This window comes from Streptomyces sp. NPDC020917 (assembly GCF_044333795.1).
GTDB lineage: Bacteria > Actinomycetota > Actinomycetes > Streptomycetales > Streptomycetaceae > Actinacidiphila.
The window spans coordinates 252,932-275,890 of record NZ_JBIRRR010000008.1; the positions used below are offsets into that span (position 1 = coordinate 252,932).

Consider the following 22,959-nt stretch of genomic DNA (forward strand, 5'->3'; position numbering starts at 1 on the left):
GGGAAGTACGCACGAGATGACAATCGACCTGCCGGCGGCGGGGACCGCCGATCCGAGGCTGAGCTGGAGCGCGGTGCACGATCCGGCCGGCCCGCCGGTGCTGCGGCACCGCAGGGACGGCATCATGCCCGCGGTCGCCGCCGCGCTGTCCATCCGCGACGAGGTGCTGTCCTGCACCGGCGCCAAGGGCGAGCAGCCCCCCGTACTCCACCCGATCGTCCAGGACTTCCTCGACGCGCTGCCGGCCGCCCAGCGGGAGCGCTTCACCGGGCGCTGCCCCGAGCCGGTGCTGATCTCCCGTCATCTGACCGCGGTCGAGGCCACCCGCTCCAAGCGCGCCTCCCGCCGCCCGCTCACCCAGGGCGAGGCGCGCAAGGCGCTGCGCGGCGCGAAGCTGACCGTCCGGCGGATACGCGAGGACGGCGATCCGGCGCACGGCACGTACATGCCGCCGTGCCGCTCCTGCGCGCCGCTGCTCGCCCACCTCGGCGTGCTGCCGGTCGACCCCGCAGCGGGGCGCGGATGACCGCGGCCGGCCCTGCCAGCACCCGCTTCCCGGTCGGCGTGGACGCCGCGCTGCGGGCCGCGGGCTGGCAGCCGGGCCGCTGGGACATCAAGCAGGCGGAGGAGTGGGCGGACGCGCTGCGCGCCCATGTCTCGCCCGGCGGCCACCGGCACGCGGTGTTCCCCGCCGCAGTGGAGGCGTGGGCGGAGTTCGGCGGGCTCACGGTGCCGGCCGCCTCGGGCCCCGGCCGGCAGATCGCGCCGGCCGCGGTCGTCGTCGACCCGATGCGGGGGCTGCACATGGCGCGCACCCTGGGCGACCTGGGGCGCGCGCTGGAGACGGAGGTCAGCCCGCTCGGGGAGGAGCCGGGCACCGGTGCGGTGCTCGCCCTCGACGCCGAGGGGCGGCTCTACGCGGTGGACCACACCGGCGACTGGTACGTCGGCCCGGACATCGACCGCGGCCTCGCCCACCTCGTCACCGGTGTCGCCCCCGCCCGCCTCAGCCCGGCGCAGTGACCGCCTGACGCGGCACGCGACCGTGGACGCGGCGCGCGGCACGGCGTGATCGCGTGACGCGCCGGAGGGCGCGGGGTCACCTGTCGCTCGTCACTCGCCCTGCCGGTCCCGCTCGTCTCATTCGTCGGGGACGACGGGAAAGCGGCGTGGCGCCACCAGGGCCAGGACGGCGACCGCGAGGGCGGCGGCGACGGCGGCGCCCTCGAAGACATGGGAGACGGCCGTCGAGACGGCGTGCCGCAGCGCGACGGGAAGGGCAGGGCCGCCGGGCTCCTGGAGCCGGCTGAAGGACACCTTGTGCGCCAGCGTGGCGTTGGCGACCGCGCCGAACAGCGCCGCGCCCACGCTCTGCCCGACCTGCCGGCAGAACAGGATGGACGAGGTGGCGGTGCCCCGCCGGTCGTAGCCGACGGTGGACTGCACGCCCACGATCAGCGGCAGTTGGAAGATGCCGAGGGCCATGCCCAGCAGCAGCATCAGCGCGGCCGGCTGCCAGCCCGGCCCGGCGAACGGCAGCAGCGGGAACGCCGCCAGCACCAGCGTCGCGCAACTGATGCCGATCAGCGCGGAGTTGCGGAAGCCCACCCGCAGGTAAAGCCGCGGTGAGAGCGCCGCGGACAGCGGCCAGCTCAGCGTCATCGTGGACAGCACGAACCCGGCGGCGATCGGCCCGAGGCCCAGCACCGCCTGCGCGTACGTCGGCAGGAACACCGTCGGCGCGACCATCAGCACGCCGAGCGCGCCCAGCGCCAGGTTGACGGCCACGATCGGGCGCCGCCGCCACACCCAGCCGGGGATGACCGGTTCCGCGGCCCGCCGTTCGAGCACCGCGGTCGCCGCGGCGACCAGCGCGCTGCCCGCGAGCAGGCCGAGCGACGGCCACGACAGCCACGGCCAGGCCACCCCGCCCTGCACCAGCGCGAACAGCAGCAGCCCGCCGGCGACGAACAGCCCGCCCGCGCCCGCCCAGTCGATGCGGGGGCGCCGGGCCGGACGCTCCCGGTGCTCGGCCAGGTGCCGCACGATGAGCAGCAGCGCGGCCGCCCCGATCGGCACGTTGACCAGGAAGATCCAGCGCCAGTCCGCGTAGCCGGCGAAGAAGCCGCCGAGCAGCGGTCCCGCGACGGCCGCGGTCGCCCACACCGACGACAGCGCCGCCTGGATCCGCCCGCGCTCCTTGAGCCCGTACAGGTCCGCGGCCACGGTCTGCACGGTGCCCTGGATGGCGCCGCCGCCCAGGCCCTGGACCACCCGGAAGGCGATCAGGCTGACCATGTTCCAGGCGCCCGCGCACAGCAGCGAGCCCACCAGGAACGCGACGATGCCGACCACCAGCACCGGCTTGCGGCCGAAGGTGTCGGCGAGCTTGCCGTACACCGGCAGCGTCACCGTCACGGCCAGCAGGTAGCCGGAGAACAGCCAGGAGAAGAGGGAGAAGCCGCCGAGGTCGCCGACGATCTGCGGCACCGCGGTGGAGATGATCGTGGAGTCCATCGCGGCCAGCGCCATGGCGAGCATCAGGGCCGCGACCACCGGGCCCCTGCGGGGCGTCCGGCCGCCGTCGCGCACCGTCCGCGCGCCGCTGGTCCCCGTCGCGTCGTGCGCCTGACCGGACATCACCGATCCCCCCTCGCCCCGTTCCCGCCTGCGTCCGTGTACACGACACCTTTTCACGGCCGCCCGCCGGCTGCTCCGAACGGGTGGAGACGACCCTGAGAGCCGTATGAGACCCAGGTAGCAGTCCCCTAGGGGGAGTGACCTACTTACGGCTCCCCCGGGTTCGTGCTGCCGGATGACGATCCGGCCTTATGCGCTCCCTACTGTCATAGGGCGGGGTGGGAAGCCCCACTCCGGTGCCGGGGTGGGGCTAGCCCCACCCTCAGGACGGAGACCCGCCCCATCGCGGCCGGCGTCCCGGACCAGCAGGCTGAGACGTACGCCGGAACGTACGGCTCACCACCCGTCCCGACCCCACGAGACCAGGAGACACCAGTGACAACGGCCATGACGATTCCCACGGCTGGGGGCAGCGGAGAACGTTCGGCCGTCGCCGCTGCAGGCCGCGCGGTGACCAAGGCGTACGGCATCGGCGAGACCCGCGTGCTCGCGCTGGACGCCGTCGACGTCGACATCGCGCGTGGCCGGTTCACCGCGATCATGGGCCCCTCGGGCTCCGGCAAGTCCACGCTCATGCACTGCCTGGCCGGTCTGGACACCGTGAGCGAGGGCCGGATCTGGATCGGCGACACCGAGATCACCGGGCTGAAGGACAAGCGGCTCACCAAGCTGCGCCGCGACAAGATCGGCTTCATCTTCCAGTCGTTCAACCTGCTGCCCACGCTGAACGCGGCGGAGAACATCACGCTGCCGATGGACATCGCCGGCCGCAAGGTGGACCGCGACTGGATGGACCGGGTCGTGGAGACGGTCGGTCTCGGCGGCCGGCTCAAGCACCGTCCCAACCAGCTGTCCGGCGGCCAGCAGCAGCGGGTGGCCGTCGCCCGGGCGCTGGCCGCCCGCCCCGAGATCATCTTCGGTGACGAGCCGACCGGAAACCTCGACTCCCGGGCCGGCGCCGAGGTCCTCGGCTTCCTGCGCCGCTCGGTCGACGAGCTGGGCCAGACCATCGTCATGGTCACCCACGACCCGGTCGCCGCCTCCTACGCCGACCGCGTCCTGTACCTGGCCGACGGCCGGATCGTGGACGACATGCTCAACCCCACCGCCGACTCCGTCCTCGAGCGCATGAAGTCCTTCGACGGTCGCGGGAGGACCTCGTGACCGTCCTCAAGACCTCGGTGCGCAACTTCTTCGCGCACAAGGGCAGAATGGCGCTCTCCGCGATCGCCGTGCTCCTGTCGGTGGCCTTCGTCTGCGGGACCCTGGTCTTCACCGACACCATGACCGCCACGTTCGACAAGCTCTTCGGCTCCACCGCCTCGGACGTCACCGTGTCGGCCCCGAAGGTCGACCACGAGCAGCACACCGGCCTGCCGGACATGGTGCCCGCCTCCCTCCAGGACAAGCTGACCCACGTCAGCGGCGTCGCCCAGTCCGACCCCGACGTCACCAGCACCGACGTCACGGTCGCTGACGCGAAGAACAACAAGATCAGCCCGTCGTCCGGCGCGCCGACCATCGTCAGCAACTGGGACCCGACCGAGACCCGCGCCGTCGAGCTGTCCTCCGGCCACCTGCCGCAGGGCCCGAACGACGCGGTGCTGGACGCCGACACCGCGAGCAAGCACGATCTGAAGATCGGCGACACGCTGCGCGTCATCGCGGCGCCCGGCGACTTCGACCTCACGATCTCCGGCATCGTCACCTTCAAGACCACCAACCCGGGCGCGGCCGTCGTCTACATCGACACCGCCACCGCCCAGAGCAAGCTGCTCGGCAGGACCGACGCCTACACCGGCTTCGGCCTGACCGCGGCCAAGGGCGTCACCGACGACCAGCTCAAGGCCAACGTCAAGGCGGCCATCGGCCACTACACCATCGACACCGCGGCCGAGACCAAGAAGAAGGACAAGGACGACGTCGGCGGCTTCCTGAACTTCATGAAGTACGCGATGCTCGGCTTCGCCGGCATCTCCGTCCTGGTCGGCATCTTCCTGATCGTCAACACCTTCTCGATGCTGGTCGCCCAGCGCACCCGCGAGATCGGCCTGATGCGCGCCCTCGGCTCCAGCCGGCGGCAGATCAACCGGTCGGTGCTGATCGAGGCGGTCATGCTCGGTGTCGTGGGCTCGGTGCTCGGCATCGGCGGCGGTATCGGCATCGCCATCGGCCTGATGAACCTCATGGGCAAGGCCGGCATGAAGCTCGACACCTCCGAGCTGACCATCAAGGCCACCACCCCGGTCGTCGGGCTGGTGCTCGGCGTGGTCGTCACCGTCCTCGCCGCCTACATCCCCGCCCGCCGGGCCGGGAAGATCTCCCCGATGGCCGCACTGCGCGACGCCGGCACCCCGGCCGACGGCAGGGCGGGCCGGATCAGGGCCGCGCTCGGCATCCTGATCTGCGCGGCCGGCGCGCTCGCGCTGGTCGGCGCGAGCCAGGCCGACAAGGCGTCGTCCGGCGGCAGCCTGCTGGGCCTGGGGGTGCTCTGCTCGCTGATCGGCTTCGTGGTGGTCGGCCCGCTGCTGGCCGGCGTGGTCGTCCGGGCGGTCAGCGCGGTGCTGCTGCGCTTCTTCGGCCCGATGGGCCGGCTGGCCGAGCGCAACGCGCTGCGCAACCCGCGGCGCACCGGCGCCACCGCCTCCGCCCTGATGATCGGCCTGGCCCTGGTGGCCGGCCTGTCGGTGGTCGGCTCCTCGATGGTGGCCTCCGCCGACGACCAGCTGGACAAGTCGGTCGGCGCGGACTTCATCATCAACGGCGGCGGCAACGGCGCCCAGCCGATCACCGCGGCGGAGAAGGCCGCGGTCAAGCGGGCGCAGGACATCGAGCGGTTCACCGACTACACGATCGTCAACGCCGCGATCACCACGCCCAAGGGCAAGGTCGTCAACGGCGACCTGAGCGCGGCCGACCCGAGCTACGCCGACGACCTGCGGCTGGACACCGTCTCCGGCAAGCTGTCCGACGCCTACGGCAAGGACGCCATGTCCGTGCCCGAGGGCTGGGCGAAGAACAACGGGGTCAAGCTCGGCGACGAGCTGAAGGTCGTGATGACCGGCGGCCGGCCCGCCAGCCTGAAGGTCGGCGCGATCACCAGCGACGACACGTCCATTGAGCACGGCTCGATGTTCACCAACATCGCGACGGCCCGCAGCTACCTGCCGGCCGACAAGATGCCGGGCGACTTCATGATCTTCGCCAAGGCGGTGAGCGGCAAGCAGGACGAGGCCTACGCCTCGCTCAAGGCGGCCGTGAAGAACTACCCGGAGATCGACGTCCGCGACCAGGCCGACTACAAGGACCTCATCCACAAGCAGGTCAACCAGCTGCTCTACATGATCTACGGCCTGCTGGCGCTGGCGATCATCGTGGCGGTGCTGGGCGTGGTGAACACCCTCGCCCTCTCGGTGGTCGAGCGCACCCGCGAGATCGGCCTGATGCGGGCGATCGGCACCTCGCGCCGCCAGCTGCGGCGGATGATCCGGCTGGAGTCCGTGGTCATCGCCCTGTTCGGCGCGCTGGTCGGCCTGGGCCTGGGCCTCGGCTGGGGTGCGACCGGGCAGAAGGTGCTGGCCTCCCAGGGCCTGCAGATCCTGCAGATCCCGTGGGGCACGATCGTCGCGGTGTTCATCGGTTCCGCGGTCGTCGGCCTGCTGGCCGCGCTGCTCCCCGCCTTCAGGGCGGGCCGGATGAACGTGCTGAACGCCATCGCGACGGACTAGGAGGGCGCCCGGTCCCGCCTGTCCTGCCCCGGCAGGGCCCGGTGGGACCGCGGCGAGGGCCCGGCCCCGGAGTGCGGTTCGCCCGCGCTCCGGGGCCGGGCCCTTCCCCGCTGGGCGCAGGGCGTGGCCCGCCGCGGCCGTTCGCGTCGTAGGCTGGACGCACCCCCGGCCCGTGACACGTGTCGGGCGCTTCGCGTTGCCCCCCACCGCACCCCTGGGACGGAAATGAGTCTGAACGGTCTGGTCGGCGTCGTCACCGAGGACGCCGCCCTCGCTGAAGCCGTGGCGGCGGCCGCCTCCGGCACCCGTCCGCAGGTCGACCTCGTGGGCCCGCCCGCCGCCCGCCCGCTGGCCGTCGCCGCCCTCGCGGCCCGCGCGGGACGGACCGTCCTCGCGGTCACCGCGACCGGCCGCGAGGCCGAGGACCTGGCGGCCGCGCTGCGCAGCCTGCTGCCGCCGGACGGCGTAGTGGAGTACCCCGCGTGGGAGACGCTGCCGCACGAGCGGCTGTCCCCGCGCAGCGACACCGTCGGCCGCCGCCTGGCGGTGCTGCGCCGGCTCGTCCACCCGCGCGCCGACGACCCGTCGGCCGGCCCGGTGCAGGTCGTCGTCGCCCCGATCCGGTCGGTGCTGCAGCCGCAGGTCAAGGGGCTCGGGGACCTGGAGCCGGTGTCCCTGCGCACCGGCGTGAGCGCCGACCTGGGGACGGTCGTCGACGGCCTGGCCGCCGCGGCCTACTCCCGGGTGGAACTGGTCGAGAAGCGCGGCGAGTTCGCGGTGCGCGGCGGCATCCTGGACGTCTTCCCGCCGACCGAGGAGCACCCGCTGCGGGTGGAGTTCTGGGGCGACGACGTCGAGGAGATCCGCTACTTCAAGGTCGCCGACCAGCGGTCCCTGGAGGTCGCCGAGCACGGCCTGTGGGCGCCGCCGTGCCGCGAGCTGCTGCTGACCGCCGAGGTCCGGCGGCGGGCCGCGGAGCTCGCCGAGCGCCACCCCGAACTGCGCGAGCTGCTGGACAAGATCGCCGAGGGCATCGCGGTCGAGGGCATGGAGTCCCTCGCGCCGGTCCTGGTCGACGACATGGAGCTGCTGCTCGACGTGCTGCCGGCCGGCTCGATGGCCGTGGTGTGCGACCCGGAGCGGGTCCGCACCCGGGCGGCTGACCTGGTGGCGACCTCGCGGGAGTTCCTGGAGGCGTCCTGGGCGGCGTCGGCCGGCGGCGGCGAGGCGCCGATCGACCTGGGCGCGGCGTCGCTGTGGTCGATCGCCGACGTCCGGGAGCGGGCGCGGGAGCTGGGCACCCTGTGGTGGTCGGTGAGCCCGTTCGCCGCCGACGAGGAGGGCGCGCTCACCGACGACGGCGACACCCTGCGGCTGGGCATGCGCGCCCCCGAGCTCTACCGCGGCGACACCGCCCGCGCGCTCGCCGACACCAAGGGCTGGCTCGCCGACGGCTGGCGCACGGTGTTCGTCACCGAGGGCCACGGCCCGGCGTCGCGCCTGGTCGAGGTGCTCGGCGGCGAGGGCATCGCGGCCCGCCTCGACATCGAGCTGGCCGACCTCGCGCCGTCCGTGGTGCACGTGGCGACCGGCTCGATCGAGCACGGCTTCGTCGACCCGGCGCTGCGGCTCGCGGTGCTGACCGAGACCGACCTGTCCGGCCAGAAGTCCTCCACCAAGGACATGGGGCGCATGCCGTCCCGGCGCCGCAAGACCATCGACCCGCTCACCCTGGCCGGCGGCGACTACATCGTGCACGAGCAGCACGGCGTGGGCCGCTACGTGGAGATGGTGCAGCGCACCGTGCAGGGCGCCACCCGCGAGTACCTGGTGGTGGAGTACGCGCCGGCCAAGCGCGGCCAGCCCGGCGACCGGCTGTTCGTGCCCACCGACCAGCTGGAGCAGGTCACCAAGTACGTGGGCGGCGAGGCACCGTCGCTGCACCGCCTCGGCGGCGCGGACTGGACGAAGACCAAGGCGCGGGCCAAGAAGGCCGTCAAGGAGATCGCCGGCGACCTGATCCGGCTGTACTCCGCGCGGATGGCCGCGCCCGGCCACACCTTCGGTGCCGACACCCCCTGGCAGCGCGAGCTGGAGGACGCGTTCCCGTACGCCGAGACGCCCGACCAGCTGACGACCATCGCCGAGGTGAAGGAGGACATGGAGAAGTCGGTCCCGATGGACCGGCTGATCTGCGGCGACGTCGGCTACGGCAAGACCGAGATCGCGGTGCGGGCCGCGTTCAAGGCGGTGCAGGACGGCAAGCAGGTCGCGGTGCTGGTGCCCACCACGCTGCTGGTGCAGCAGCACTTCGGCACCTTCTCCGAGCGCTACGCCCAGTTCCCGGTCAACGTGCGGGCGCTGTCCCGGTTCCAGACCGACACCGAGGCCAAGGCGGTGCTGGAGGGCCTGCGCGACGGCTCGGTGGACGTCGTCATCGGCACCCACCGGCTGTTCTCGTCCGAGACCAGGTTCAAGGACCTGGGCCTGGTCATCGTCGACGAGGAGCAGCGGTTCGGTGTCGAGCACAAGGAGCAGCTGAAGAAGCTGCGGGCCAACGTCGACGTGCTCACCATGTCCGCCACCCCGATCCCGCGCACCCTGGAGATGGCGGTCACCGGCATCCGCGAGATGTCCACCATCACCACGCCGCCCGAGGAGCGGCACCCGGTGCTGACGTTCGTCGGACCGTACGAGGAGAAGCAGATCGGCGCGGCCATCCGCCGTGAACTGCTGCGCGAGGGCCAGGTCTTCTACATCCACAACCGCGTCGAGTCCATCGACCGGGCGGCCGCGCGGCTGCGCGACATCGTGCCCGAGGCGCGGATCGCCACGGCCCACGGCCAGATGGGGGAGTCGCAGCTCGAACAGGTCGTGGTCGATTTCTGGGAGAAGAAGTTCGACGTGCTGGTGTCCACCACGATCGTGGAGTCCGGCATCGACATCTCCAACGCCAACACCCTGATCGTCGAGCGCGGCGACACCTTCGGCCTGTCCCAGCTGCACCAGCTGCGCGGCCGCGTCGGCCGGTCCCGCGAGCGCGGCTACGCCTACTTCCTGTACCCGCCGGAGAAGCCGCTCACCGAGACCGCGCACGAGCGGCTGGCCACCATCGCCCAGCACACCGAGATGGGCGCCGGCATGTACGTGGCGATGAAGGACCTGGAGATCCGCGGCGCCGGCAACCTGCTCGGCGGCGAGCAGTCCGGGCACATCGCGGGTGTCGGCTTCGACCTGTACGTGCGGATGGTCGGCGAGGCCGTCGCCGACTACCGCTCGGCGCTGGAGTCCGGCGGCGAGCCGGAGGAGACGCTGCTGGAGGTGAAGATCGAGCTGCCGGTCGACGCGCACGTCCCGCACGACTACGCGCCCGGCGAGCGGCTGCGGCTGCAGGCGTACCGCTCGATCGCGGCGGCGACCACCGAGGAGGACATCGCGGCGGTCCGCGAGGAGCTCGGCGACCGCTACGGCAAGCTGCCGGAACCGGTGGAGAACCTGCTGCTGGTGGCGGGGCTGCGGATGCTGGCCCGCAAGGTGGGGGTCAGCGACATCACCCTGCAGGGCGCCAACGTCCGCTTCGGACCGGTGGAGTTGCGCGAGTCGCAGGAGCTGCGGCTGCAGCGGGTCTACCCGCGGTCGGTGATCAAGCACGCCACCCGGCAGGTGCTGGTGCCGCGCCCGGCCACCGCGCGGATCGGCGGCAAGCCGGTCGTGGGACGCGAACTGCTGCAGTGGACCGCGGAGTTCCTCACCACCGTGCTGGGCGGCTGACGGCCCTCCGCGGCCGCCCGCCCGCACCCCGTTCCCGCCGCGTGCCACCGCGCTCGCGCGCGGGCCCGTTGTTGGTCTGGACTATTGACAGGTCCAGACCAATGCGCTGGAGTGACCCTCGGCCCCCACCGAACCCCCCACAAGGAGTGGTCACATGTCCAGACAGCGGATCGTCGCGTTACTGGCCGCCCTCGCGGCCGTCGTGGGACTCGCCGTCCTCGTGCCGATGGCCTCCACCGCCTCCGCCGCCACCTGCGCCTCCGCGTGGAACGCCTCCTCGGTGTACACCGGCGGGATGGCCGCCTCGTACAACGGCCACAACTGGTCCGCGAAGTGGTGGACGCAGGGCGAGACGCCCGGCGCCGCCGACGTCTGGGCCGACCAGGGCACCTGCGACGGCTCGTCCGGCGGCAGCGGCGGCACCACGGGCGGGTCGGGCGGCTGCAGCTACCCGGCGTGGGTCGCGGGCCGCGCGTACGTCACCGGCGACATCGTCCAGTACACCAACGGCGGCTACTACATCGCCACCCACGACAACCCGGGCTACGACCCGACGATCAGCACCTGGTACTGGAGCCCGTACACCTGCAGCGGCGGCGGCACCACCGGCGGCGGCACCACGCCGCCCAGCGGCGGATTCGTGGTCACCGAGGCGCAGTTCGACCAGATCTTCCCGAACCGCAACTCCTTCTACACCTACAGCGGGCTGACCGCCGCGCTGAGCGCCTACCCGGGCTTCGCCACCACCGGCAGCGACACCGTCAAGAAGCAGGAGGCCGCGGCCTTCCTGGCCAACGTCGACCACGAGACCGGCGGGCTGGTCTACGTCGTCGAGCAGAACACCTCCAACTACTCGCACTACTGCGACGCCAACCAGCCCTACGGCTGCCCGGCCGGCCAGTCCGCGTACTACGGCCGCGGGCCCATCCAGCTGAGCTGGAACTTCAACTACAAGGCGGCCGGCGACGCCCTCGGCATCGACCTGCTGGACAACCCGAACCTGGTCCAGACGGACGCGGCCGTCGCCTGGAAGACCGGCCTGTGGTACTGGGACACCCAGAGCGGCCCCGGCACCATGACGCCGCACAACGCGATGGTCAACGGCGCCGGCTTCGGCGAGACCATCCGCAGCATCAACGGCAGCATCGAGTGCAACGGCGGCAACCCCGCCGAGGTCCAGGACCGGGTCAACGACTACCTGGCCATCACGTCCCTCCTGGGCGTGCCGGCCGGCAGCAACCTGTCCTGCTGACCGCGCGGTTGCGGCCCCGACGGCACCGTCCCGCCGCCGGCCGCACCGCCGCCCCGCTCGGGCGGCCCCGTTCCGGGGGGCCGCCCGAGTGCCCTCACTGGCGGCCCCCAGGTGGTCCCCGCCGTCGCACGCGAGGGAGCGTTAGGGTGCCGGGGTGACCATCACCGCAGCGGGAACCGACGTCCGTCCGCTCGCCCCGGGCCAGCGCGCCCGGCTGCTCGTCGCGGACGTGGACGGCGGCCCGCCGCGGCTGGTGCACGAGACCACCGGCACCGCGCTGGAGGCGCCCAACTGGTCGCCGGACGGACGTTGGCTGGTCTTCAACCAGGACGGGCTGCTGCTGCGGATCGCCGCGGACGCCGAGCCGGGCCGCGGCCTGGGACCCGAGGTCATCGACACCGGCCGGATCACCGACGCCAACAACGACCACGTGCTCTCGCCCGACGGCCGCACCCTCTACCTCTCCGCGGGCGACGGCCACATCCACGCCGTGCCGTTCGAGGGCGGCGAGCCGCGCCGGGTCACCAACCCGCCGGCGCCCGGCGACGGGAAGGCCCACCCCTTCCGCCACTTCCTGCACGGCATCTCGCCCGACGGCCGCACGCTGGCGTACGTGGGCGTCGAGCCGTTCGGCGGGGACGAGTGGGGGTACCGCAACATCTACACGCTGCCGTCCGCCGGCGGCCCCGACACCCGGCTCACCGACAGCCCGGCCCCCGCCGACGGGCCCGAGTTCAGCCCTGACGGCGACTGGATCTACTTCAACTCCGAGCTGGAGGCGCTCGTCCCCGGCCACGCGCAGATCTACCGGATGCGCCCCGACGGCAGCGGGACGGCCCGGCTGACCGGCGACGAGCGCGTCAACTGGTTCCCCCACCTGTCGCCCGACGGCCGCCACCTGCTCTACCTCAGCTTCCCGCCCGGCACCGAGGGGCACCCCGCCGACCGCGAGGTCGTGCTGCGGCTGATCGACCCGGACGGCGGTGAACCGCGCGACCTGCTCACCCTCTTCGGCGGCCAGGGCACCCTCAACGTCAACAGCTGGGCGCCGGACAGCCACCGGTTCGCCTACGTCGACTACCCCCTGGGCGGGGCCGGGGTCCGGCCGGGCGCCTGACCTCCCCGGCCGGCAGCCGTACGGGGAGTGGCCGGGCACGGGCGCGCGCACAGCGGTCGGCGAGGCCGCGCACGGCGGTTCAGGCGACGAGCAGGCGCAGGCCCAGTTCCGCCGCGTCGAGATCGACGAGGTCGCGGTTGCGCTCCGCCCACCGGCCCGAGGAGAGGTCCGCGCTGAGCATGGCCACCGCCCGCTGCTCGGCCTCCGGCCCGACCCGCGCCCACACCGACACCGCGCGGCGCACCTCTTCCTCCAGGTACGCCTCGGGCCGGCGCCAGTAGGCCTCGAAGAAGCCGTCGGCGCAGTCCCAGGGGATCAGTACCGGCTCCATCCGGGCCCCGATCACCCGGGCCAGCCGGTCCACCGGGGGCCGGCCGGCGACCAGGCCCGAGACCTCGGGCAGGTAGTCGCGGCTGAGCCAGAACCGCCGCCGCCACCCGGCGTCGCTGGCGTCGTGCGTGAACACCACCACGCGGCGGGCCACGCGCTGCATCTCGCGCAGCCCCGCGATCGGGTCGTGCCAGTGATGAACGGTGCTGAACGCCATTGCCGCGTCGAAGGACCGGTCCTCGAACGGGAGCCGCTCCGCGGCGGCGGCCACGCACGGCGCCGCGCCGGCGGGCCGCTGCGCCCGCATGACCGCCGACGGTTCCACCGCGGTCACCTCGCGGTCGGGGGGTTCGTAGGAGCCGGTGCCGGCCCCGACGTTCAGCACCGTCCGCGCGTCCCCCAGCGCCTCCCAGACCTGCGCGGCGATCCGCGGCTCGGTGCGCCGCGTCGCCGGGTAGGCGGATCCGATGACCTCGTACAGCCGCGCGCCGAACACCTTCAACTGCTCCTCCGGCGTCGTCCTGATCCCCATTGCCCGTGCCTCCAACTCCCTGTCCAGGGCCGTCACCATGGCGGCGGCGCGGTCGCGCTGCTCCAGCAGCAGGCCGCGCAGCCGGCGCAGATGGGCGACCGCGTCGGTGGCCGGGTCGTCGACCAGATCCGCGATCTCGCGCAGTCCGAAGCCCAGCCGCCGGTAGGCGAGCACCTCGCGCAGCCGCTCCACGTCGCCCGCCGAGTAGACCCGGTATCCGGCCGCGGTCCGTGCGGACGGCCGGACGAGGGCGATCTCGTCGTAGTGGTGGAGCGTGCGGACGCTCACGCCGGTCAGCTCGGCCACGCGTCCCACCGTCAGGTGTTCCTCCATGCCTCGACCATGCGGCATGACGCCACGTGAGGGTCAAGCGCCGGCCGGGGCGCGCCTGTCGGGCCCGGCGGGACGGGCGGGACGCCGGCGGGTCGCGCTGAGGCGCGGCGGGTCGCGGTGAGTGAGGCGCGGTGAGTTGCGGGCGGGTCGCGGCTAGTTGCGGCGCATGACGACGTAGCCCTCGGCGTTCGCGATCTCGGTGTACGTGACGCCGGGGTGCAACTGGGTGGCGTAGACGGCCGGATCCGGCACCCAGCCGTTGGTGTTGTCGATCGCGATGTACTGCGGCACGACACCGGGGGTGTCGCCGATCCAGTACACGGTCGTGCGGTGGACCAGCCGGCTGATCGGGCCGACGTTGGCCTCGACCGTCGCGCCGTCGGGGATCTGGTCGAGGACCTTCTCGACGGCCTTGGTGCGCGCGTCGACCTTGTAGGTGTCGCCGTGCTGGAGCGCGGCCAGCGGCAGGGTGAGGGTCAGGGCGAGCGCCGCGCCCGCCGCGGCCGCCGGGGCGCCGGAGGCGAACGAGCGCAGCCACGGCATCCGGCTGTGGCGCGACCGGTCGGCCGCGTCGACCAGGGCGAGGAAGATCACCGGCATCAGCACCGCGCTGTAGTGCCAGTCGGTTCCCCAGTAGTGGTCGTCGTGCGAGATGAACCGCCAGCCGAGGGTGGGCAGCGCGGCCAGGAACAGCGGGGAGCGCAGCGCCAGCAGGCCGCTGGTCGGCAGCAGGATCCACAGCAGGGTGTGGAACGCGGTGCCGAACGGTATGTGGCCCGGCATCGGCGCGCCGTGGCCGTTCAGCTTGTTCCAGTAGTCGTAGCCGCCGGCCTTGTTGAAGGCGGGGATGATCACGCCGAAGGCCAGGGCGGAGGCCGCGACCCCGAAGGCCGCGAGGCCGATCGCCCAGGGGCCGTACCGCTCGCCGTCGGACATCGGCCCGTCGTGGCCGGCGGTGTCCGATGCGCCTTCCGCGGTCTCGGCACCCTCGGCGCTCTCCGCGCCGTCCTCGGCGGTGTCCGGGGCGTGGGCGCCGGCGGGAGTGCCGGAGCCGGCGGCCGGTGCCTCGGGGGCGGGCTCCTGGCGGGTGCGCCACCAGACGATCACGCCGATCGCGGCGGCCGTGACCCCCATGTCCTCCTTGACCAGGGCCAGCGGCACCGCCCACCACATGGCCGCGACCCACCTCTTGCGCAGCACGGCCTCCAGGGAGAAGGCCAGCAGCGGCATCGCGAACGCGATCTCGTGGAAGTCGAACTGCACCGCCTTCTGCACGCCCCAGGACAGGGCGTACGCGGTGCCGATCGCCAGCCCGCGCCCGCGTCCCAGCACGTACGCCGCGCCCCGGGTCACCGGGACGACGGACAGCGCGAAGAGCAGCGCCTGCGCGACGAGCAGGGTGACCGGTGTCGGGAAGATCCGGTAGAACGGCGCGATCAGCGCGGTGATCGGGCTGAAGTGGTCGCCGAGGATGTTGAATCCGGGGCCCTTGAGGTCGGCGGTCGGCGCGTGCAGGTGGGCGTAGGACTTGATCGCCTGCTCGAAGATGCCCAGGTCCCAGGACATCGTCAGCATCTGCCGGTAGCGGGTCACCGACAGCAGCAGGTACGCCACGAAGAACACGGCGGCCAGCAGGTACGGGTCCAGGCGGGCGCCCGGCGGACGCAGCCGCGGTCCGGGGCCGGCCGGCGCCTGCTCGGCGCCCGCGCTGCCCGGCGCCGGCACGGGGGCGGACGCGCCCTGTGCGGCGGCTCTGGAGCCCTGCGCCGGTATGACGGCCTCGGCCCTGTCCATCGTCGTCCTCCCGTGGCATCGGGTCGGGGTCTGCCGGAAAAGATACGGGACGAGGCTGTGCCCGGGGGACCCGACGGACGACCGGACCGGGTCGCCGGGAGCGTGAACCGGCCGCCGCACGCCGGGCGGTGGGTGGCGCCGGTCACACCGGCCGCGGCATCGGACCCCGCGCGGGGTCACGTCATGTGCGGGTCACACCATGTGCAGGGTCACACTCTGCGCGGGATCGACCCGCCGGAGGATCACGCACGCGTCCTGGTTCGCCACCACCGTGTACCGGAAGCCGGGGTGCAGCGCCTGCGCGTGGCCGACCGGGTCGTCCGCCCAGTCCGCGGCGCTGCCCAGGGCGATGTACTGCGGGACGACGTCCTTGCTGCCGCCGATCCAGTAGACCGTGGTCCGGCGGACCAGGACGCTCAGCGGGCCGACGTCGGACTCCACGGTGGCGCCGTCCGGGATCCGGTCGAGCAGCCGCTCCACGGTGCGGGTGCGGGCGTCGACCCGGTAGGCGTCGGCGTGTGTCAGCCCGGCCAGCGGCAGGTGCGCCGTCAGCGCGATCGCCGCGCCGGCCGCGGCGGCCGGCATCGCCGCCGCGTACCCGCGCAGGCGGCGCCCGGCCCGCCGGGCGCTCGGCCCGACCCCTCCATGCGGGCCGAACGCACCGTGCGGGCCGGGCCGTTCGAGGGCGGCCACCGCGTCCACCAGCGCCAGGAACACCACCGGCATCAGCACGGCGCTGTAGTGCCACGCGGTGCCCCAGTTCTCCGGGTAGTGCGAGTAGAACCGCCAGCCGAGGGTGGGCAGCGCCACCAGCAGCAGCGGGGAGCGCAGCGCCAGCAGCCCCCCGGCGGGCAGCAGCACCCAGAGCAGGGTGCGGACTGCGGTGGCCACCGGGACGTGGCCCTTCAGCGCCCCCTCCCCGTTGATGTGCGTGAACGCGTCGTAGCCCGGCCCGTGGAAGGCGGGGATCAGCCAGTTGACCTCCCACGCCGAGGCCGCGATCCCGAACGCGGCCAGCGCCAGCGCGTAGGTGCCCGCCGACGATCCCCGGCCGCCGCCGGCTTCCCGGCCGGCCCGATCCCCCGGCTCACCGGGCGCGCTCCGGGCGGCCCGCCGCTCGTGCCGGGTCCGCAGCCGCACCAGCAGCCCGATCATCGCGACGGTCGCCCCCATGTCCTCCTTGACCAGCACCAGCGGCACGGCCCACCACAGGGCCACCGTCCACTTCCCGCGCAGCACCGCCTCCAGGGAGAAGGCCAGCAGCGGCATCGCGAACGCGACCTCGTGGAAGTCGAAGTCCACGGCCCGCTGCACGCCCCACGACAGCCCGTACGCCACCCCGACCGCACATCCCCGGCCCCGCCCGAGTGCCCGTACACCGGCCCGGGTCACCGGGATCACGGAGACCGCGAACAGCAGGGCCTGCACGACGAGCAGGGTGACCGGCGTGGGGAAGATCCGGTAGAACGGCGCGATCAGCGCGGTGATCGGGCTGAAGTGGTCGCCCAGGACGTCGAATCCGGGGCCCTTGAGGTCCACGACGGGCGCGCGCAGGTGGGCGTAGGACTTGACCGCCTGCTCGAAGATGCCCAGGTCCCAGGACATCGCCAGCATCCGCCGGTCACGGGACACCGACAGCGCCGTGTAGGCGCAGAGGAACGCCGACGCGAGCAGATACGGGTCGAGACGGCCGGCCGGCAGCCGGTCGCGCATCCCCTTCCGCGCGCCGGGAGAGTCCGGGGTGGCTGCCGGCGCTTCCGCCGGTGCCCCGCCCTGCGCCGGAAGGACCGCTTCGGTCTTGTCCACCTTCACCACTCTTTCGGCAGTTGAGTGAGCTATGCACCGAAAGATAGGTGATGGTCCGTCACCGGCCGCCGGATATCCGGCCGGAGCCGCCGGGCGTCACGACAAGCGGGTGGTGACCGGTGGCGAGCGGTCCGGGGCTCGTGAGCGGTCCGGGCGGCGGCCCATGGCTCAGGCCTTGCCCTTGAGTTGGCCGGCTATGTGCCGGGCCACCTTCTCCGCGGTCACCCGGCCGTCGTGCCCGCTGTCGTCGCCGGAGAGCACCGTGACGACGGCGGTGCCGACCCGGGCGGCGATCAGCGTCGTGCCGCTCTGCCACCGCGGCGACGTCAGGGTGATCACGTAGGCGCCGTCCCCGATGCCGGTCAGCGGCTTCTCGGTCACGGTCACCTTGGAGCGCGTGTCGCTGTCGAGGAACGAGGGGCAGGCCGCGCCGACCGCGCCGATCCGCTCCATGGCGGTGGCCGCCGTGCCGCCCTTGAAGACGTCGATCTCCTGGTCGATCTCGGCGGTCCGTGCCTTGTCGACCCGGTCCTGCTGGGTGAAGGACACCCCGGTCAGCCCGGTGATCGCGATCCAGGCGTTGGTCTGCAGCTTGGCGCAGTCGGGCTTGGCCGGGTGGGTGTCCCCGGTGGCCTGGTAGTCGCCGCCGGTGTCCTGGGTGGCCGACGGGTCGACGGCGAAGCCCGCGGGGAACATCGCGTCGGGGGCCAGCGCCCTGGTGAGCTCGGTGCCGGTGAGCAGGGGCCGGGCGGCAGCGGTGGTGGCGGACGGAGCACCGGTGGACGCGGACGATGCGGTGTCCCCGGCGGACGGGCTGTCCTTGGCGCTGTCGCCGCCCTTGCCCTGGCAAGCGGTCAGGCCGAGCGCCGCGGCGGCGCACAGAGCCGCGGCTGTCGCGGCGCGGCGGGAAAGGGTCGAGCGCATGGCGTGCCTTCCGGGAGCAGAGGAGCAGAGCGGAGTGCGGAGCGAAGTGCGGTGCGGAGCCGAGCGAAGTGCCGGGCGAACTCGAGCGGAGTCGAGCGGAGTCGAGCGGTGAACGTTGCGTCAATGACAGCATAGCGTGTGAACCGAGTCAACATGCTTTCCTGTGGACAACCGTGCCCGCACTGTGAAGCGGTCTCCGCCGTGCCGCTCGGTATGCTCGGCATCACACGGCGCGGGGGATCTCGGGGGAGAGGAGTCAGCCGGCATGGCGGAGCAGGCGAGCGAGGTCACGGCGGCGGGAATCGCCAGGCTGGCGGGTGTCGGCCGGGCCGCGGTCAGCAACTGGCGGCGCCGGCACGGCGACTTCCCCAAGCCCGTCGGCGGCACCGAGACCAGTCCCACCTTCGAACTGACCGCCGTCGAGCGGTGGTTGCGCGACCAGGGCAAGCTCGCCGTGGTCCCGGTGCACGAACGCCTCTGGCAGCAGGCCGAATCCCACCCCGGCGGGACGCCCGCCGCGCTGCGCATCGCGGGCTCGCTGCTGATGCTCATCCGCGAGCGGCCCGCCGTCTCCGTCGGCTACACCGGCTGCTCCGACGCCGAACTCGCCGCCCGGCTGCCCGGCGACATGGAGGCGGCGCTCACCGCCCGCCTCGGCGCCCAGCACCCGGTCCGGCTGCCCGCCGACCTCGACGACGCGGTCCCGCTGCTGCGGGCCACCGCCAAGCTGGCCCTGGAGATGGGGCCGGGCCAGACCTACGAGTTCCTGCTCGGCCGCTATCTCGACGCCAACCCGCGCCAGTTCACCCTCACCCCGCAGGGACCCGCCGAGCTCATGACCGCGCTCGCCGGCGACCGGCTCGGCAGCGTCCTGGACCCCGCCTGCGGCAGCGGGTCCCTGCTGCGTGCCGCCGCCGTCACCGCCCCGGCCGACTCCGCGGCGGCCACCGCGGAGGCGCTCCACGCCCAGGAGGCGGACCCCGACCTGGCCGCGCTCACCGCGCTGCGCCTCGCGCTGGCCACCGACCCCGCCGTGCGGGTCCGCGTCCGGGCCGGCGACAGCCTGCGCGCCGACGCCTTCCCGGGGCTCCGCGCCGACGCGGTGGTGTGTCACCCGCCGTTCAACGACCGCAACTGGGGCCACGACGAGCTGGGTTACGATCCGCGCTGGGAGTACGGCTTCCCGGCCAGGACGGAGTCCGAACTGGCCTGGCTGCAGCACGCGCTGGCCCACGCGCGCGACGGCGGCAGCGTGGTGGTGCTCATGCCGCCCGCCGCCGCCTCGCGCCGCTCCGGCCGCCGCATCCGCGCGGACCTGCTGCGCCGCGGCACGCTGCGCGCGGTGATCGCCCTGCCCCCGGGCGCCGCGCCCCCGTACGGCATCCCGCTGCACCTGTGGGTGCTGCGCCGGCCCGGCGCCGACCAGCGCCCCGCCGCCGACGTGCTGCTCGTCGACGCGGCGGCCGTGCCCGCCCAGGGCGCGGAGAAGGCGCCGTGGCAGGTCGTCAGGGCCGCCGTCCTGGACGCGTGGCGGGCCTTCGACCGGCACGGGTCCACCGAAGAGCGCCCCGGAGTCAGCCGGACGGTGCCGGTCATCGACCTGCTGGACGACGACGTGGACCTGGCGCCGGCCCGGCATCTGCCTCCGCCCGCCGCCGAAGGCGGCGTCGCCGCCCTGGACGCGGTGCGCGACCGGCTCGCCGCCACGCTGCGCCGCACCGCCGAACTCGCCCCGGCACCGGCCACCCCGGGGGAGCCCGCGCACTGGCCGCTCACCACCATCGGCGAACTCGCCCGCGCGGGCGCCCTGGTGATGCGTGCCGGCGGTCCCGGAACGACGGCGGGCGACGGCGCCGCGGTGCCCGCCGTGCTCACCGAGCACGACGTGATCGCCGGCACCGGCCCCACCGGCGTGCTGCCGGCCGCCGCGCAGGACGCCCCGGCCGAGGAGCCGGTGCTCACCGAGGCCGGCGACGTGGTGGTGCCGGTGCTCGGCGGCGGCGCGGTAGCCCGGGTCGTCGACGCGGACACCGCGGGCGCCGCGCTCGGCCGGAACGTCTACCTGCTGCGGCCCGACCCCGCCGCCCTCGACCCGTGGTTCCTCGCCGGGTTCCTGCGCGGCACCGCCAACAACCGCCAGGCCAGCAGCTACGCGTCCACCGCGACCCGGCTCGACGTGCGCCGGCTGCAGGTGCCGCGGCTGGCCGCGGCCGACCAGCGCCGCTACGGCGAGCGCTTCCGCACCCTCGCCCGGTTCGAGGAGGCGCTGCGCCAGGCCGCGCACCTCGGCGAGCAGTTGGTGCAGGGGCTGCACGACGGCCTGACCGACGGCACGGTCCGGCCCGACGGCCCGGCCGTCGAGGGCGGCGCCGGGTAGCGCGCACAGCGCGTCGACCGAGTTGTCCACAGGTCGTGCGGGAGCGGGCGACGGGCGTCGGCCGGTGCCGATACGCTCTGCGAACAAGCGTCACCCGCCAGCCGTTCCACGGCGCTCCGCAAGCCACCGACCACCAGGAGCACACGATGTACGGACCCGGCACCGGTCCGCCGCCGGTCCGCCCTCCCCACCGCGGGGCGGTCATCGGTCTGCGCGTGCTGTTCACGGTGCTGCCGGTGGTCACCCTCGGCGTGGGCGCGTGGGGGTCGGTGCTGCGGCTGGCCATGCTCCGCCGCCAGGCGGTCGACTGGGCCCTGCTGCCGGTCGTGGCCGTGTTCGGCATCGGCGGCTTCGTGCTGATCGGCTCGTCCAGCGACGACAGCCCGCAGAGCAACGTGGGCGCGGTGGGCATCTTCGCCTGCATGCTGGCGGTGCCCGTCTACTACCTGGTCGCCGACCTGCTGTGGCACACCCGCCCGCAGCAGCAGGCGATGCCGCCGCGGACCGCGAACCCGTACGCCACAGGACCGGTGACCGGCCCCCTGCCCGGCCCCCTGCCCGGCCCGATGAACGGGCCCTTGGCCGGCACGGGGCACGCCCCGGTGCCGGGGCCGATATCCGGGCCGCCCCACCACGGCATGACCGGCGGGCTGCCGTACGCCTCCGGGACGCCGGCGCCGCAGCCGACCCGGCCGCCGGTGGCCGGCACCGGGCCCGCGCACCCCCGCATCGACCAGGTCCGCGCGGAACTCGACGAGTTGAGCGACTACCTCCGCAAGGAGGACGGCCGGTGATCGGTCGGCTGATCGCCGGCCGGTACGAACTGGCCTCCGTCATCGGGCAGGGCGGCATGGGCCAGGTGTGGACCGCCTACGACCGGCGGCTGGACCGCCGGGTCGCGGTGAAGCTGCTGCGGCCCGACAAGGTGGCCGGCGGCGACGACGCCGAGGAACTGCGCAGCCGCTTCGACCGCGAGTGCCGCGTCACCGCCCAGGTCGACCACTCCGGCCTGGTCACCGTGCACGACGCGGGGGCCGACGGCGACGAGCTGTACCTGGTCATGCAGTACCTGGACGGCGCCGACCTCGGCGACCACCTCGCCGAGCACGACCCGTACCCGTGGCCGTGGGCGGTGGCCGTCGCCGCCCAGCTGTGCGCGGTGCTGGCCGCCGTGCACGCGGTGCCGATCGTCCACCGCGACCTCAAGCCGCGCAACGTGATGGTCCGTCCCGACGGCACCGTCACCGTGCTCGACCTGGGCGTCGCCTCCGTGATGGACACCGACACCACCCGGCTCACCCACACCGGCTCGCCGATCGGCAGCCCCGCCTACATGGCGCCCGAGCAGGCCATGGGCGGCGCCGTCGGGCCGCGCACCGACCTGTACGCCCTGGGCGTGCTGCTGCACGAACTGGTCAGCGGCAACGTGCCGTTCGCCGGAGCCACCGCGCTCGGCGTGCTCCACCGCCACCTGTACGAGGCGCCGGTGCCGCTGCGCCGGCTGCGCCCCGAAGTGCCGGAACCGCTGGAGTCGCTGGTACTGCGGCTGCTCGCCAAGGACCCGCAGCACCGGCCCGCTTCCGCGCAGGACGTCCACCGCGAACTGGCCGCGCTGCTGCCCGTACCCGGCGCCGCGCACGCGCAGCTCGGCCCGATGGACCCCACCCGGCCCTTCCTGCGCCCGCACGCGCCGTGGCCCGACCGCCCGGTGCCGCCGGCCCCGACCACCCCGCCGGCGCCGGTGCCCGCCGCGCCGGGCGCCGACCTGGCGGCCGCGGTCGACGAGGTGCGCCGGCTGCTGGACGCCGGCCGCATCACCCAGGCAGTCGACATGCTCGGCGGCCTGATCCCCGCCGCCGCGGAGCGGCACGGCCCGCACTCGCCGGTGCTGCGCACGCTGCGCAAGCAGTACGCGGCCACGCTCATGGAGGACGGCCAGTACCGCCGGGCGCTGCCCGAACTGCGGCGGCTGTCCGAGGAGTTCGCCTCCCAGTACGGCGGCGCCGACCGGCAGGCGCTGCAGTTCCGCTACGAGGCCGCGCAGTGCCTGGAGCAGCTCGGCGACGCGGCCGCCGCCCTCAGCGAGTACCGGGTGCTGCTGCCCTACTTCCAGCAGTTCGCGGCGAGCGGCTCCGCGGCGCCCGCCGTGCCGCTGGACATCCGGCGCCGGATCGGCCACCTGCTGCTGTCCGTCGGCGACCGGGCCGGCGCGCGGGACGTGCTGACCCGCCTGCTGTACGACGCCGAGCGGGTGCACGGCCCGCACCACCCGTTCCCCGCGGAGGTCCGCCGCACCCTGGCCTGGCTGGGCCAGGTGCAGGTCTGACCCGCGGGCGCCCGCGGGCCGGCGGCCCG

15 protein-coding genes are annotated in these 22,959 nt (G+C 73.9%); 10 read left to right on the plus strand and 5 right to left on the minus strand.

The features are described from left to right. Positions 1 to 16 precede the first annotated feature (16 nt). Together ACH4TG_RS19950 and ACH4TG_RS19955 are read left to right on the plus strand one after the other, a co-directional pair. Entirely contained in the window at positions 17 to 526 is a 510-nt protein-coding gene (locus ACH4TG_RS19950) for a YwqJ-related putative deaminase (RefSeq protein ID WP_398243675.1), read from the plus strand. Further along, positions 523 to 1,023 (plus strand): SUKH-3 domain-containing protein, encoded by a 501-nt coding sequence (locus tag ACH4TG_RS19955; protein ID WP_398243676.1) that lies wholly within the window; start codon positions 523 to 525, stop codon positions 1,021 to 1,023. The genes ACH4TG_RS19950 and ACH4TG_RS19955 overlap by 4 nt, the downstream gene beginning before the upstream one ends. 117 nt (positions 1,024 to 1,140) lie before the next feature. On the opposite strand, the gene ACH4TG_RS19960 is transcribed toward ACH4TG_RS19955, so the two are convergent. Beyond that, complete coding sequence (locus ACH4TG_RS19960; RefSeq protein WP_398243677.1) at positions 1,141 to 2,640, minus strand: MFS transporter; 1,500 nt, start codon at positions 2,638 to 2,640, stop codon at positions 1,141 to 1,143. A 387-nt stretch (positions 2,641 to 3,027) separates the two neighbouring features. Between ACH4TG_RS19960 and ACH4TG_RS19965 the strand changes: the two genes are divergently transcribed. The 5 genes from ACH4TG_RS19965 (at position 3,028) to ACH4TG_RS19985 (ending at position 12,508) form a co-directional block, all read left to right on the plus strand. Then, positions 3,028 to 3,804, plus strand: a complete 777-nt coding sequence (locus ACH4TG_RS19965; RefSeq protein WP_398243678.1) for an ABC transporter ATP-binding protein — start codon at positions 3,028 to 3,030, stop codon at positions 3,802 to 3,804. Beyond that, on the plus strand, positions 3,801 to 6,368 hold the full coding sequence (locus ACH4TG_RS19970; protein ID WP_398243679.1) for an ABC transporter permease: 2,568 nt from the start codon (positions 3,801 to 3,803) through the stop codon (positions 6,366 to 6,368). The genes ACH4TG_RS19965 and ACH4TG_RS19970 overlap by 4 nt, the downstream gene beginning before the upstream one ends. 225 nt (positions 6,369 to 6,593) lie before the next feature. Continuing rightward, positions 6,594 to 10,139 (plus strand): transcription-repair coupling factor, encoded by a 3,546-nt coding sequence (gene mfd / locus ACH4TG_RS19975; RefSeq protein ID WP_398243680.1) that lies wholly within the window; start codon positions 6,594 to 6,596, stop codon positions 10,137 to 10,139. A 154-nt stretch (positions 10,140 to 10,293) separates the two neighbouring features. Then, positions 10,294 to 11,391, plus strand: a complete 1,098-nt coding sequence (locus tag ACH4TG_RS19980) for a glycoside hydrolase family 19 protein (protein ID WP_398243681.1) — start codon at positions 10,294 to 10,296, stop codon at positions 11,389 to 11,391. 154 nt (positions 11,392 to 11,545) lie between these two features. Next, positions 11,546 to 12,508, plus strand: a complete 963-nt coding sequence (locus tag ACH4TG_RS19985; RefSeq protein WP_398243682.1) for a TolB family protein — start codon at positions 11,546 to 11,548, stop codon at positions 12,506 to 12,508. 79 nt (positions 12,509 to 12,587) lie between these two features. Here the strand turns inward: ACH4TG_RS19985 and ACH4TG_RS19990 are convergent, their stop codons facing one another. The 4 genes from ACH4TG_RS19990 to ACH4TG_RS20005 form a co-directional block, all read right to left on the minus strand. Then, positions 12,588 to 13,703, minus strand: coding sequence for a MerR family transcriptional regulator (locus ACH4TG_RS19990; protein WP_398243683.1), 1,116 nt, complete (start codon positions 13,701 to 13,703; stop codon positions 12,588 to 12,590). 153 nt (positions 13,704 to 13,856) lie between these two features. Further along, on the minus strand, positions 13,857 to 15,497 hold the full coding sequence (locus ACH4TG_RS19995) for a DUF2079 domain-containing protein (protein ID WP_398243684.1): 1,641 nt from the start codon (positions 15,495 to 15,497) through the stop codon (positions 13,857 to 13,859). A 192-nt stretch (positions 15,498 to 15,689) separates the two neighbouring features. Further along, a complete protein-coding gene (locus ACH4TG_RS20000; RefSeq protein WP_398243685.1) occupies positions 15,690 to 17,303 on the minus strand; it encodes a DUF2079 domain-containing protein in 1,614 nt (537 codons plus the stop codon). A 168-nt stretch (positions 17,304 to 17,471) separates the two neighbouring features. Continuing rightward, positions 17,472 to 18,227: a hypothetical protein gene (locus ACH4TG_RS20005; RefSeq protein WP_398243686.1), complete on the minus strand. Its 756-nt coding sequence runs from the start codon at positions 18,225 to 18,227 to the stop codon at positions 17,472 to 17,474. Between the two features lie 265 nt (positions 18,228 to 18,492). On the opposite strand from ACH4TG_RS20005, the gene ACH4TG_RS20010 reads away from it, so the two are divergent. The 3 genes from ACH4TG_RS20010 (at position 18,493) to ACH4TG_RS20020 (ending at position 22,930) form a co-directional block, all read left to right on the plus strand. After that, on the plus strand, positions 18,493 to 20,604 hold the full coding sequence (locus ACH4TG_RS20010; RefSeq protein WP_398243687.1) for an N-6 DNA methylase: 2,112 nt from the start codon (positions 18,493 to 18,495) through the stop codon (positions 20,602 to 20,604). Positions 20,605 to 20,750: 146 nt separating this feature from the next. After that, positions 20,751 to 21,398: a hypothetical protein gene (locus ACH4TG_RS20015; RefSeq protein ID WP_398243688.1), complete on the plus strand. Its 648-nt coding sequence runs from the start codon at positions 20,751 to 20,753 to the stop codon at positions 21,396 to 21,398. Further along, entirely contained in the window at positions 21,395 to 22,930 is a 1,536-nt protein-coding gene (locus ACH4TG_RS20020) for a protein kinase (protein WP_398243689.1), read from the plus strand. Before ACH4TG_RS20015 ends, ACH4TG_RS20020 begins: the two co-directional genes overlap by 4 nt. The last annotated feature ends 29 nt before the right edge of the window (positions 22,931 to 22,959 follow it).